The sequence below is a fragment of the Streptomyces mexicanus genome (assembly GCF_902506575.1).
Taxonomy (GTDB): Bacteria; Actinomycetota; Actinomycetes; order Streptomycetales; family Streptomycetaceae; genus Streptomyces; species Streptomyces mexicanus.
This window is the reverse complement of the sequence record NZ_LR732544.1, coordinates 6,450,704-6,462,736: the sequence shown is the minus strand read 5'-3', so window position 1 is coordinate 6,462,736 and position 12,033 is coordinate 6,450,704. Positions and strand designations below refer to the sequence as shown.

Sequence of the window (12,033 nt, the reverse complement as noted above, 5' to 3'; positions counted from 1 at the left end):
GACCCCGCCGCCCCCGGGGCGAAGAGGGCCCCCTCCCCCCCGGCGGCCCCGCCCCCCCGCGGGCGGGCGCCGCCCCCCCCCCCGGAGGGGGGCCCCCCTGCCGGGCGCGGCCGCCGGGGGGGAGCGGGGGCCGGACCCGGCCACCCGCCGGCGCCCCCCGCCCCCGCCGCAGGACGAAAAGGCCGCCGCCGGGCCGCCTCGGTCGCCGCAAGACCTCCGCCGCTCAGGGCCCCTGACGTGCCGTTCTTCTGCGCGCCTGCCCCTCATCGCTCACCCGAACTTGGCCGAACGCCCGAAAAGCACCTATATTGCGCATACCCTGCCGGGTCGTGCGGTGCCCAGTCGCCGCGGACGGGAGCTGCCCGGGCAGGTGCGGCCGAGTGTTCAGCGGAGGCCACGGTGGGCGTCATCCGAGGAGACCAGCACGGAACGCGGCAGCGCCGCGCGCCGCTGCGTCCGGCCCGCGCCGCGGCGAGCGCCGACGGGAGCCAGCCGTGAACCGGCGTGAGCGCGCAGCGCGCCGCTCCGAGGAACCCGCCCCGTCCTTCCCGCCTGCGGACGGCGTGCTGTCGCCGCGCCGGATACCCGCGCCCGCGCGGTGTGCCACTCCTGCCCTCCTCCTGCGCGCGTGCCGGGCTCACGCCCGGCGCGACGGCGCGTGCGGCGGCGTCGGGGGCGGCTGACCGCGGGGGAGCGCCGGGAGGCGGCGCACAGCGGAGGCGAGGACCGCGGCCGGTGACAGCCGCGATCCCCTGAGCTCGATCCGGGCCGGCCTGATGGCCGTTCCACCGGAAATCGACTGAATCAGGACAATCATGTGCCGTGAGGCGGTCGGCATGCATGGCACGGCGTGCCTGGGGCATACGCAGGTAAAATTCGAGAGAGGGGCGCTCCGTGCTGGTTCCGGACCCGAAGGTCGTCAGGACGTTGCTGACTCGCTACGCATCGCTGAAGATCGCTCAAGCGGAGAGGGAGCGGGCCGAGACGGCTCGTGAGCTGGAGGACGTCAGTTACACGTTGTGCGTGATGATGGGCGCCACCAGCATCCACGACGCGATCGCCCGGGCCGACGCGCTGCTGCTCACCACGGGCGGGGCGTCGGACGTCACCTCGCAGACCGACGGGGACAGCGGCCTGTCGCTGGCCGTCTGAGCCCCTCGGGCAGCTGAGCGGGGACCTCTGCGGCCGTCTCGCGGCACTCGGTGCCGGTCCTGGGTGACGAGGAAGGTCACGATTCGGCCACAGGGGTCCCCGGCCGGGCCGTGCCCGCCAGCCACTCGGCGATGGTGCGGGCGATCGGCTGGCCGGTGTCCACCTCCACGAACCCGAACTGCCCCGACTGGTTGCACTCCAGGAACCACCAGGTGCCGTCGGCGTCCTCGGCGAAGTCGAAGGCGCCGTAGGCGAGTCGGGCCCGGCGCAGGTAGGCGTGGACGGACCGGGCCACGGCCCGGGGGACCTCGGCCGGCCGCCACGGCGCGCCCGGCGGGGCGAAGCGCACGTCCACCTGGTCCGGATCGGCGTCGGCCGCGGTCTCCTTGCGGGCCGCCAGCAGGGTGCCGCCGACGGCGGTCAGCCGGACGTCGGCCCGTTTGGCGATCCGCCGCTGCAGCAGGGTGGGGCCGTAGGCGACGGCGGCGAAGTCCGTGCCCGGCGCGACCCGGCTGGTGGGCACCGCCCGCGGCGGCTCCTGCGGATGCGCGCCGGAGACCGGCTTGACCACCAGGTCAGGGAAGCGTTCGGCGAACTCCCGGGCCGCCTGCGGGAAAGTGGTGATGAGGGTGGCGGGCACCGGCAGGCCGCACCGCTGGGCGAGCCTGAGCTGCCACGGTTTGTACCGGGCGCGCCGGGCGGCGTCGGGATCGTTCATCCAGCGTGCCCCGCAGTCGCGGAGCATGCCGTAGAGGGCCTGCGCCGTCTCCTGGGTGAGCCAGGCCGAGGGCTGGGCCGCGCGGGCCGCCGGGACACCCGGCCGGCGCACCCAGACCGCGCGGATCGCCTCCACGCTCACCAGCCGCTCGCCGGAGGACAGATGGCCGCGGAAGGTGCCGTGCACATATTCCCCGGACAGTGCCGCACCCGCCGTCAGGTCGGCCGGATCGAGCCGGACCACCGGGACCGAGGAGGCGTTCAGGTGGGCCACCACCATGTCCGCCGTCACGTCCTCCTCGCCCGTGAGGATCAGTACCGTCATCGTCGGCGGCCGTGTTCAGTCGTCGAAGTGCGTTTTGGAGCCCGCCGTGGACGTCGTGGTGCCCAGCTCCCTGAGCAGCGCGTGGTCGAAGGCGGCGATCCGGCCGTCGAGGAGCACGTTCAGCTGCAGTCCGGCGTCGTAGACGTATGGCGTGGCGGCCTCCCGCTCCACGGCCGGACGGGCGTAGTTGAGCGCGAACGGTTGCATCGTCTCTCCCCTGTCGGTGCAGCCGCGATCAAGCGGTGGTCATCCTTGCGGTGTCGCTTGGCCCGCTGACTATGTTTCGGGTTCCCGAGACTTATACGAATCGAACGGGTGAATGGTTTCCTTACGGAGCGTGAGCATCGGCGCGAGTGGCCTTCGGGACCCGAGACATCACCCCTGTGCCTCGCGTGAGTGGTCTACCCGCTCAGCACCCCCTTGTAATGGTCAGGGTAAGTCGCGCGTCGCACTTCGGGGGCGCAGGAGCGGCCGTACCCCTGCCCTGGAGCCGAGATGACCACCCGCTCTTCACCACCCCAGCCGGACCCGTCCGTCCTCGCCTTCACCGAGGAGATCCACCGGGCCGGTCCGCCGGGCGGCGTCGCCGCCGTCGGCGACGGCGTGAGCGAGGGCGAGGGCGAGGCCGCGGACGGTGATCCGGCGCGCGGCCCGGCGCAGGCCGCCGTCGGGGAGCGGCTCCTGGAGGAAGTCGTCCGGCTCGTCACCCTCCTGGAGAAGTCCCCCGAGTGCGCGGACGCCGCCGGATCCCTGCTGCGCGCGGCCGCCCTGGACCGTCCCGTGGAGGACGTCGCCCGCCTGGTCGCCGAGCTGACCCGCCCGCCGCGCCCCGCCGACAGCGCCGACGCCACGATCCGCGCCGCCGTCCGGCACCGCTGTATCGAGGACGTCACCCGGCTCGTGGCCATGCTGCACCGGGCACCCCAGCGGCCGCACTGCGGCCGGGAGGCCGTCCGGGCGGCGGCCGGCACCCGCACCCCGGAGGAACTCGTGGAACTCATCGCCGGCCTGGTCCGCGAACAGGTCCCCGCCCGCCTGCCCGCGGCCGAGGCGGAACCGGTGGAGCCCGGCGAGGAACCGATGGGAGGACGCCGGACCGCCCCCGGGGACCCCGACGCCCGGGAGGCCGCCGACGCGGCGGACGCCGCCGGTCCGTCGGCCACCGCCGACGGGCACCGCGACCGGGACCACGGCCGTCTGCTGTTCTGGCCCAGCTGGCTCGCCGCGGCGGCCCTCGTGGTCTGCGGCGCGGCCCACTTCCCGCTGCACCGGCAGGGAGCGCCCCTGCTCGTCTACGGCCTCGCCCTCGCGGTGTCGGTCCTGTGCGCGGTGCTGGCCCTGCTGCTGGCGGTGCGCCCCGGCGTGGCCGTGCTGGTCGCCTCCGCCGTGGGGCCGGGGCTGCTGGCGGCGCTCGGCTACGTGGAGGGTCGGTTCGCCTCCGCCGGGCTGTCCCGCGCGCTGTCCGTCACGGTGGCGCCCCCGGCCGGCGCCGGGCTCACCGCGGCCTGCGCCTCACTGGCCTCGCTCGCGGCCCTGTCACTGCTGCTGATGGTGCAGGTCGCCGAGCGGCACCCCGCCCCGCGCCCCACGGACTGAACAGAACAGGCCCGCACCCGGACGACGACACCCGGACGTCAACCGAGCGGCGACCATCGCACGACGACGACCCGGACGACGTGCACAGGCGACGACCGCGAGCGACGTCACCAGCGGCGACCACTGGCCGGCCGGCGGGCGGACCGGTCAGCCGGCCAGTGCGCCCAGCACCCGGTCCGGCGTCAGCGGCAGCTCCCGGAACCGCACGCCCGTGGCGTGGTGGACGGCGTTGCCGATGGCGGCCGCCGTGCCCACGATGCCGATCTCGCCGATCCCCTTGCTCCCCATCGGGTTGAGATGGCCGTCGCTCTCCTCGATCCAGTGCGCCTCGATCGCCGGCACGTCCGCGTGCGCGGGCACGTGGTACGACGCCAGGTCCCGTTCCACGAAATCGCCGAACGCCGGGTCCAGTGTGCTGCCCTCGGTCAGCGCCATGCCCAGCCCCATGGTCATCCCGCCGACGAACTGGGAGCGCGCCGTCCGGGCGTTGAGGATGCGGCCCGCCGCGAAGACACCGAGCAGCCGGCGCACCCGGACCTCGCCCGTGACGGTGTCCACCGTCCCCTCCGCGAAGTGCGCCCCGAAGGCGTGGCGGGCGTAGGAGCTCTCCGCGTCGGCCTCCCCGGCGGTGTCCGCGCGGGCGCTCAGCCCCTTCCCGGGCGGCGGACCGGCGTGCTCGGCCAGCCGCGCCGCCAGCCGGGTGCACGCCCGGTGCACCGGCCAGCCCCAGGACGCGGTCCCGGACGAGCCGCCGGCCAGCGACGCCGCCGGCAGGTCGCTGTTGCCCACCTCCGTGTGCACCCGCTCCAACGGCACGCCCAGCGCGTCCGCCGCGATCTGGGTGAGCACGGTACGGGCGCCGGTGCCGATGTCGGTGGCGTTCACCCGCACCACGAACGTGCCGTCGGGCAGCGCCCGCGCCTCGGCCGTGGACGGCCACACCAGGACCGGGTAGGTCGCCGCGGCCACGCCCGTGCCGACCAGCAGCGGCCCCTCCGACCGGGACCGGGGCCGTGGATCGCGCCGCTCCCAGCCGAACCGCCGCGCGCCCTCGCGCAGGCACTCCACCACGTGCCGGCTGCTGAACGGCTTGCCGGTGTCCGGCTCCCGGTCCGGCTCGTTGCGCACCCGCAGCTCCACGGGGTCCATGCCGAGTTCCGAGGCCAGCTCGTCCACCGCGGACTCCAGGGCGTACATGCCGGGGCACTCGCCCGGGGCCCGCATCCAGGACGGCGAGGGGACGTCCAGCGGGACCACCTGGTGGGTGGTGAGGCTGTTCGGGGCGGCGTACATGACACGGGAGGGCACCGCGGCCTGCTCCACGAACTCGGTGATGCGCGAGGTGTGGGTGGTGGCCTCGTGGCTGAGCGCCGTCAGCCGGCCGTCGGGCCCGGCCCCGAGGCGGAGCCGCTGCAGCGTGGGCGCCCGGTGGCCGACGGCGGCGGGCAGGTAGCGGCGGGCCAGCGCCACCGTGACCGGCCGGCCCGTCACCTTGGCGGCCATCGTGGCCAGCACCACGTCGGGGCGCGGCGTGCCCTTGGAGCCGAAACCCCCTCCGACGTGCTCGGCGACGACGGTGATCTGCTCCGCGGGCAGCTCGAACAGCGCCGCCAGTGTCCTGCGCACCTCCGTGCCGCCCTGGCTGGAGGTGTAGACGGTCAGGCGGTCCCCGTCCCACCGGGCCGTGCTCGTGTGCGGCTCCATGGGGTGGTTGTGCAGCGGCGGCACCCGCACGGTCACGTCCACGCGGACAGGGGCCTCGCCGAAGGCGCTGTCGGGGTGGCCGTGTTCCCGGCGGCCCGGATAGCCGCCGTTGACCGTCTCCGGTTCGTAGCCGTCCGGATGACCGGGCCGCACCGTGACGTCGAAGTCCTCCGCGGCGTACTCGACGCGCACCGCCTGTGCCCCGGCGCGGGCCTCCTCCAGGGACTCGGCCACCACCAGGGCGACGAACCAGCCGCGGTGCGGCACCTGCGGGTTCTGCAGCACGGCGAGCGCCGCGTCCTCCGGCTCGGCGATCCGCGGCGCGTTCTCATGGGTGAGCACGGCCAGGACACCCGGCAGCCGCAGAGCCGCCGAGGCGTCGACGAGGGTCACCCGGCCCCGGGCGACCGCGGCCGGCACCGGCCAGGCCTGGGCGCGGCCCGGCAGGGGGTGCTCGGCGGCGTAGCGGGCGGTGCCGGTGACCTTCAGACGGCCTTCGCGGCGCTCGACGGACGCGCCCAGCGCGGTACCGGTGCCGGCCATGGGCTCCTCCTCAAGACGTGAGGGTCGGGACGGGGCGGTCGATGACGGTCAAGACGTGACCGTCACGACGTGTTGGTCAAAGAGATGGCGATCAAGACCTGACAGCGAAGACATGACAGTCAAGACGTGACAGTCAAGACGGGGCGGTCAAGACATGATGGTCAAGGCGCGAGGGGCAAGACGGGACGGACAAGGCGGGACGGTCAAGGCGGGACGGTCGGGGTCGGACCGGAGTCAGGCGGGGGCGGGCGCCGCGAGGCGGGTCAGGACGTCCACGGCGATGTTGCGGGCCAGCGGCACCTTGTAGGCGTTGTCCCGCAGCGGCCGGGCCGCGGCCAGTTCCAGCTCCACCGCCTCCCGGAAGGCCTCCGCGGTGGCCGGGCCGCCCCGCAGCGCCTCCTCGGCCCGCGTCGCCCGCCACGGCCGGTGGGCCAGCGCCCCGAAGGCGATCCCCACCTCCGCGACCCGGCCCTCCGCCACCCGCAGCACCGCCGCCACCGAGGCCAGCGCGAAGGCGTACGAGGCCCGGTCGCGGGCCTTGCGGTAGGCCGAGGGCAGCTCGGCGGTCGCGGCCGGCAGCACCACCGAGGTGATCAGCTCGCCGGGCCGGATCTCGGTGTCGCGCTCGGGATGCTCCCCGGGCAACCGGTGGAACTCGGCCACCGGCAGGCTCCGGGAGCCCTGCGCGCCGTGCAGCTCCACCCGCGCGTCCAGGGCGGCCAGGGCCACCGCCATGTCCGAGGGGTGGGTGGCGAGGCACTGCTCGGACCAGCCCAGCACCGCGTGGTCGCGGTGCACGCCCATCAGGGCGCCGCAGCCGCTGCCCGGCTCCCGCTTGTTGCACGGCTTGGACAGGTCCTGGAAGTACGGGCAGCGGGTGCGCTGCAGCAGGTTGCCGGCCGTGGTGGCCGCGTTGCGCAGCTGGCCGGAGGCGCCAGCGAGCAGCGCCTGGGACAGCGCCGGGTAGCGGTCGCGCGCCAGCGGATGGGCGGCGAGGTCGCTGTTGCGGACGGTGGCGCCCACGCGCAGCGAGCCGTCGGGCAGCTCCTCCATGGTGTCCAGCGGCAGCCGGCCGACGTCCACGAGGACGGCGGGCCGCTCCACGCCCAGCTTCATCAGGTCCACGAGGTTGGTGCCGCCGGCCAGGTAGCGCGCCCCGGGGTGCGCGGCGAAGGCCTCGGCCGCCTCCTCGACGGTGCCCGCGCGTACGTATCCGAAGGATTTCACCGGGCCACGTCCTCCACCGCCTGGACGATGTGCGGGTAGGCGCCGCAACGGCACAGGTTGCCGCTGAGCCGCTCGCGGATCTCGGCCGCGTCCAGGGCGACGGGCCGGCCGGAGGGCGCCGCCGGGTCGGTCACGTGCGAGGGGTGGCCCGCCGCGGCCTCGGCCAGCGCGCCCACGGCCGAGCACAGCTGTCCCGGCGTGCAGTAGCCGCACTGGAACGCGTCCCGGTCGAGGAACGCCTGCTGCAGCGGGTGCAGCTCCTCGCCGTCCCCGGCGAGCCCTTCCACGGTCGTCACCTCGCAGCCGTCCAGGGCGACGGCGAGCAGCAGGCAGCTGTTGACCCGGCGCCCGTCGACGAGGACCGTGCAGGCTCCGCACTGGCCGTGGTCGCAGCCCTTCTTCGCCCCGGTCAGGTCCAGATCCTCCCGGAGCACGTCCAGCAGGACGCGCCGGTGGTCCACGACCAGGGTGTGGGGCTTGCCGTTGACGCGGAGCGTCGTTTCGGAGCGGTGTCCGGCCGGCGGCGCCGTGCCCGCTGCCTGCGCCGTGCCGTCGTGTGTGTCGCTGACCATGGCGTGGATGACCTTCCGGACGAGCCGGGTGCTGTCCCCACCGCGTATCCACCCCGGGGCGAGCGACACCTCCCGGGGCCCGGGAGCGTGGGCGGGCCGGACGGACGGGCGCCTTCAGGGCAGTCCTGCGGCCTGGTCGGTCCTGTGGCCGGGTCGGTCCTGCGGCTTGGTGGATCAGTGGGTCCTGTGGCCGGGTCGGTCGTGCGGCGTGGTGGGTCAGTGGGTCCTGTGGCCGGGTCGGTGCTGCCGGCCGGGTCAGTCCTGCGCACCCTGCCGCGGGGGCGGCGCGCCGTCCGACGGGGGTCCGGGATCCGCGGGCGGGACGGCCTGCGCTGCCGCGGGGGACTCGGGTGCGGGCGCGTCGTCGCCGGGCGCGGGCGGGAGTGCGGGTGACGGTGTTCCGGTGGACGGGGTTCCGGTCGAGGGTGTTCCGGTCGACGGTGTCGGCGCCGGCGGCAGCGCGGGCACCGGTGCGGCGTTCGGCGGCGCCGGGTCGGCCGGGCCGCCCGGGCGGAGGGAGCGGGCCGTGTCCTTCAGCCGGCCCAGACCGCGCGCCAGCTGCTGCAGCGGCGACCCGGCGACGCGCCCCGGCCTCCTGTCCGCGACGCCGCCCGCCGCCTCGGCCTCCCGGTAGGCCGCCAGCGCCTCGTTGGCCCGCTCGGCGGCCTCCCGGTACAGGTCCCGCGAGCGCGTCATCGCCTCCAGCGCCTCGGCGTACATGGCCACCAGCTCACGGGCGCGGGCCAGTTCCTCCTCCATGGTCCTCAGGTGCCACTGCTCGCGCAGCGCGGTCAGGGCCTCCTCGCCGTCCGGCGGCAGCGGCCTGGGCAGCGCGGCGAAGCGGGTGACGGCGGCGAGCAGCTCGACCGGCTCGGTGCCGTCCAGGAAGACGCTGCGCACGGAGAACTCCTGCCGGTCGTAGCCGTCCGGCGGCGGGCTGCCCGGCAGGACGACGGCACCGCCGCGGGGCAGGCGGGTGTCGAAGTCGTCCAGCACCCAGTTGACCGCCCGCAGCCGGTGCGGGGCGGCGCGGTGCTCCACGACCCGGTGCCGCAGGCCCTGCGGCAGCGATCCCAGCACGAAGGCGCGGCCGCGCTCGTCCGGCGTCATGGCCTCGTGCACGACGACGTGGACGCACCAGGGGTCCCGCACCGCGTGCCGCAGGATCCGCCGCAGCTCCTTGTCGTCCTCCGGGAGCGGGTTGACGTCGCCCAGCCGCAGCCCGGCGCCGGCCTCCTGATCCCAGCCCGAGCCGGGTTCCTGCGGCCAGAACATGGCGGCGGGGGAGGGCCACCGCGGGTCCCAGGGCGCCTCCGCCTCCGCCACCAGCACCCACTGCCGGTGGCCGGCGCGCAGCGGCGTCAGGGCCAGCCGGGCCCGCACGGTCACGTCCCCGGGCGCCTGCCAGCGGGCCTCGAAGACGTGCTCGCGCGCCCGGTCGACGTCGTCCGGTTCGAGGTGGCTGTGGAGGACGCCGTCGGCCGTGAGTTTCTCCAGGTGGCGCCGTACGGTGTCCGCCGCGGCGGGACCGGTGTGACGGCCGCGGGCCGACCAGACCGTGGGCGGGGCCGCGGGGCGGGAGGAGGAAGAGGTCGACATGAGCCAATCTGCGGGCGGGGACGGCGTGCGGCTTCCAGTATCGCCGCAGCGGATCATGATCTGTCCACGGGGCCGGGGCGTGAGACGGAAGATCTCGGGACGGGGCCTGTGACGGGTCTCGGGACGGCGCCTGTGACGGTCTCGGGACGGGCCCTGTGACGGGCATCGGGACGGTGCCTCGGTGCCGGTCGCGCCCACCGGGTTGCCCATTCGGCTCCCTCGCCCTGCCCGGAGAGGCTGACATGGCTACTCCGTTCGGCCCCGCGATGATGTTGCTCGGCGCCGGACGCGCTCACTGTAGAGGCACGTGCTAGTTCTAGCGACAGGAGTGCTCATGAGGATCCGCATGACGGCTGCCGCAGCCCTCGCCGGTGCCGCCCTGATGGCGTGCGCCGGGACCGCCGCCGCCGACGCCAACGGGAGTGCCACGGCCGCCTACAGCCCCGGGCTGCTTTCCGGCAATGCCATCTCGATCCCGATCGATCTCGACCTCAACGTGTGCGGCAACACGATCGACGTGATCGCTCTGCTCAACCCGGCCGCCGGAAACGCCTGCGCCAACAAGTAGCGCCCACACCGTCCCGTCGGACGAGCCGTGCCCCCTCGGCCGGGGCGCGGCTCGTCCGCGTTTCGGGGCCCCGTGCGTCCCCCTCCGGTCACGGCACCGTGCAGCGCCACCCGGTGCCACGGGTGCTGCTCTGGGTGCCATGGGTACTACGGGCGCCTCTCGTCGTCGTCGGGGTGCGGTTCGGCGCCCGCGATGGTGTCCGGGTAGCCGGCCTCCTCGGCGCCGTCGTCCCGTCCGGGCCGGATGCCGCTGCGGGCGCCCGGCTGGCCGCCGCTGGTCGTGCCGTAGCCGCCGGGCACGCCCGGGGTGCTGTCGGCGTCGGCCTGCTCACGGGAGATGTGCCGGGTGGCCCGCACGTTGGCGTGCCGTTCCGGATACGGGTAGTCGAAGGGGCGGGAAGCGGCGCGCTGCTCTTCCGTGCGCTCCTTCTCGCGTTCCGCGCGCTCCTGGGCGCGCTGCCCTGCCTCCCGCCGCTGGGTGCCGTGCGGGCCCTCGGAGGAGTCGGGGGAGCCGGGGGTGTTGCTGTGACGAGTCATGGACGGCGGGTACCCCCCGGGCCTGCGCCCATGTGGATCCGCCCGGGGAAACCCGGGCGCAGGACCGAGGAAGCCCGGGGCGTGCTCCGGGAGCCCCGGGCGTCTCAGCCGCAGTCCTTTTCCATGCGCAGCCGGTCCTGCTCGTCCCAGGCGCGGGTGTCCCGGGGCTCCACGTACGGCTCCTCGCGCGCCGGGTGGCCCCCGGCGATCACCCGCTGCCGCGCCATCTCCGCGTCGAACTCCAGCCCCAGCAGCACGGCGAGGTTCGTCACCCACAGCCACACCAGGAACACGATCACCCCCGCCAGGGTGCCGTACGTCTTGTTGTACGAACCGAAGTTCGCCACGTAGAACGCGAAGCCCGCGGACGCGACCAGCCAGACCAGCAGCGCGAGCACGCTGCCCGGCGTGACCCAGCGGAAACCGCGGATGCGGGCGTTGGGCGTGGCCCGGTACAGCACCGTGATCATCAGGGTGACCAGGACGACGAGCACCGGCCACTTCGCCACGGACCACGCGGTCAGCGCCGCGTCGCCCAGCCCCAGCGCGGTGCCCGCCTGGCGGGCCAGCGTGCCGGTGAAGACGACGATCAGCAGGTCGGCCACGGCGAGCAGCATCAGGCCCACGGTCAGCGCCACCCGCAGCGGCAGCACCTTCCACACCGGCCGCCCCTCCGGCACGTCGTAGACGGCGTTGGCGGCGCGGATGAACGCGGCGACGTACCCGGACGCCGACCAGACGGCGCCCAGCAGCCCGACCACGGCCAGCGCCGAGCCCAGACCGCCGTGGTGCTGCAACTGGCGCACCGCGTCGGACAGGACGTCCCGCGCAGAGCCCGGGGCGAGCTTCTGCAGCATGTCCAGCACCTGCGCGGTGGCCGACCGGCCGGCCACGCCCAGCAGCGAGACCAGCACGAGCAGCGCCGGGAAGAGCGAGAGCACGCTGTAGTAGGTCAGGGCGGCCGCGCGATCGGTCAGCTCGTCGTCCTTGAACTCCGCGAGCACCCGGCGCAGCACGGCGAGCCAGGAGCGGCGGGGCAGGTCGGTGGGGGAGTTTGGGGCCTGCCGCTCGGCCGCGGCGTCGGGCCCGTGGACGGCCGACTCGCCCGCCCGCGTCTCGGACCACCCGTCACGGCCGGGATCGGCACCGCCTCCGCAGGCGCCACCGTGTGGGTGATCGTCCTGGCCGTCACCGCGTCCGGGTGCGTGACCGCGAACCTGGCCGTCACCGCCTCCGGGGTCGCGACCGTGGCGGGTGCCCGGTCCGTCGTCCGCTCCGCGCCCGTGCGAGGCCCTGCCGGTGGGATGCTCCCGGTGACCGGGAAGATGCAGACGGTTCATGGAGTCCGGGTGTCCCCTCAGAGCGCGGACACGCCTCGCCGACCACCGCGCGCCGGACGATCACCGCGCCCGGACGATCACCGCGCCCGGACGACCACCGCGCGCCGGACGACCACCGCGCGCCGCAAGGCCGCCGCGACCGCCGGGCCGGGCC

General features: G+C 75.2%; 11 protein-coding genes. 3 read left to right on the top strand and 8 right to left on the bottom strand.

The genetic code is table 11. The annotated features are described in order from the left end of the window. Positions 1-894 precede the first annotated feature (894 nt). Entirely contained in the window at positions 895-1,152 is a 258-nt protein-coding gene (locus tag GV126_RS28895) for a DUF5133 domain-containing protein (RefSeq protein ID WP_159672244.1), read from the top strand. 76 nt (positions 1,153-1,228) lie between these two features. Here the strand turns inward: GV126_RS28895 and tgmB are convergent, their stop codons facing one another. Both tgmB and tgmA read right to left on the bottom strand, forming a co-directional pair. Then, a complete protein-coding gene (gene tgmB / locus GV126_RS28890; RefSeq protein ID WP_159672242.1) occupies positions 1,229-2,194 on the bottom strand; it encodes an ATP-grasp ribosomal peptide maturase in 966 nt (321 codons plus the stop codon). Positions 2,195-2,209: 15 nt separating this feature from the next. Continuing rightward, positions 2,210-2,401 (bottom strand): putative ATP-grasp-modified RiPP, encoded by a 192-nt coding sequence (tgmA, locus tag GV126_RS28885; RefSeq protein WP_028423595.1) that lies wholly within the window; start codon positions 2,399-2,401, stop codon positions 2,210-2,212. Positions 2,402-2,689: 288 nt separating this feature from the next. Between tgmA and GV126_RS37220 the strand changes: the two genes are divergently transcribed. Beyond that, entirely contained in the window at positions 2,690-3,790 is a 1,101-nt protein-coding gene (locus GV126_RS37220; protein ID WP_159672240.1) for a hypothetical protein, read from the top strand. 147 nt (positions 3,791-3,937) lie between these two features. Here GV126_RS37220 and GV126_RS28875 read toward each other — a convergent pair whose 3' ends face one another. The 4 genes from GV126_RS28875 to GV126_RS28860 all read right to left on the bottom strand — a co-directional run bounded on the left by GV126_RS28875 (position 3,938) and on the right by GV126_RS28860 (position 9,435). Then, a complete protein-coding gene (locus GV126_RS28875) occupies positions 3,938-6,037 on the bottom strand; it encodes a xanthine dehydrogenase family protein molybdopterin-binding subunit (protein ID WP_159672238.1) in 2,100 nt (699 codons plus the stop codon). Positions 6,038-6,271: 234 nt separating this feature from the next. Next, the gene (locus tag GV126_RS28870; protein WP_159672236.1) at positions 6,272-7,264 is read right to left on the bottom strand and encodes an FAD binding domain-containing protein; all 993 of its coding nucleotides are present in this window, start codon (positions 7,262-7,264) and stop codon (positions 6,272-6,274) included. After that, positions 7,261-7,836, bottom strand: coding sequence for a (2Fe-2S)-binding protein (locus GV126_RS28865; protein ID WP_159672235.1), 576 nt, complete (start codon positions 7,834-7,836; stop codon positions 7,261-7,263). Before GV126_RS28865 ends, GV126_RS28870 begins: the two co-directional genes overlap by 4 nt. 255 nt (positions 7,837-8,091) lie before the next feature. Then, positions 8,092-9,435: a hypothetical protein gene (locus GV126_RS28860; protein WP_236570149.1), complete on the bottom strand. Its 1,344-nt coding sequence runs from the start codon at positions 9,433-9,435 to the stop codon at positions 8,092-8,094. A 334-nt stretch (positions 9,436-9,769) separates the two neighbouring features. On the opposite strand from GV126_RS28860, the gene GV126_RS28855 reads away from it, so the two are divergent. Further along, entirely contained in the window at positions 9,770-10,003 is a 234-nt protein-coding gene (locus GV126_RS28855; protein ID WP_159672233.1) for a chaplin, read from the top strand. 146 nt (positions 10,004-10,149) lie between these two features. Here the strand turns inward: GV126_RS28855 and GV126_RS28850 are convergent, their stop codons facing one another. Together GV126_RS28850 and GV126_RS28845 are read right to left on the bottom strand one after the other, a co-directional pair. Further along, positions 10,150-10,539 carry a hypothetical protein gene (locus GV126_RS28850; RefSeq protein WP_159672231.1) on the bottom strand — a complete coding sequence of 130 codons (390 nt, stop codon included), beginning with the start codon at positions 10,537-10,539 and terminating at the stop codon, positions 10,150-10,152. A gap of 104 nt (positions 10,540-10,643) precedes the next feature. Beyond that, entirely contained in the window at positions 10,644-11,879 is a 1,236-nt protein-coding gene (locus GV126_RS28845) for a YihY/virulence factor BrkB family protein (RefSeq protein ID WP_159672229.1), read from the bottom strand. Positions 11,880-12,033 lie beyond the last annotated feature (154 nt).

Excerpts from the sequence above, each read along its gene's own strand:
- tgmB (WP_159672242.1), bottom strand. The coding sequence starts at position 2,194 with ATGACGGTACTGATCCTCACGGGCGAGGAGGACGTGACGGCGGACATG.
- GV126_RS37220 (WP_159672240.1), top strand. The coding sequence starts at position 2,690 with ATGACCACCCGCTCTTCACCACCCCAGCCGGACCCGTCCGTCCTCGCC.
- GV126_RS28855 (WP_159672233.1), top strand. The coding sequence starts at position 9,770 with ATGAGGATCCGCATGACGGCTGCCGCAGCCCTCGCCGGTGCCGCCCTG.
- tgmA (WP_028423595.1), bottom strand. The coding sequence starts at position 2,401 with ATGCAACCGTTCGCGCTCAACTACGCCCGTCCGGCCGTGGAGCGGGAG.
- GV126_RS28850 (WP_159672231.1), bottom strand. The coding sequence starts at position 10,539 with ATGACTCGTCACAGCAACACCCCCGGCTCCCCCGACTCCTCCGAGGGC.
- GV126_RS28860 (WP_236570149.1), bottom strand. The coding sequence starts at position 9,435 with ATGTCGACCTCTTCCTCCTCCCGCCCCGCGGCCCCGCCCACGGTCTGG.
- GV126_RS28875 (WP_159672238.1), bottom strand. The coding sequence starts at position 6,037 with ATGGCCGGCACCGGTACCGCGCTGGGCGCGTCCGTCGAGCGCCGCGAA.
- GV126_RS28845 (WP_159672229.1), bottom strand. The coding sequence starts at position 11,879 with ATGAACCGTCTGCATCTTCCCGGTCACCGGGAGCATCCCACCGGCAGG.
- GV126_RS28865 (WP_159672235.1), bottom strand. The coding sequence starts at position 7,836 with ATGGTCAGCGACACACACGACGGCACGGCGCAGGCAGCGGGCACGGCG.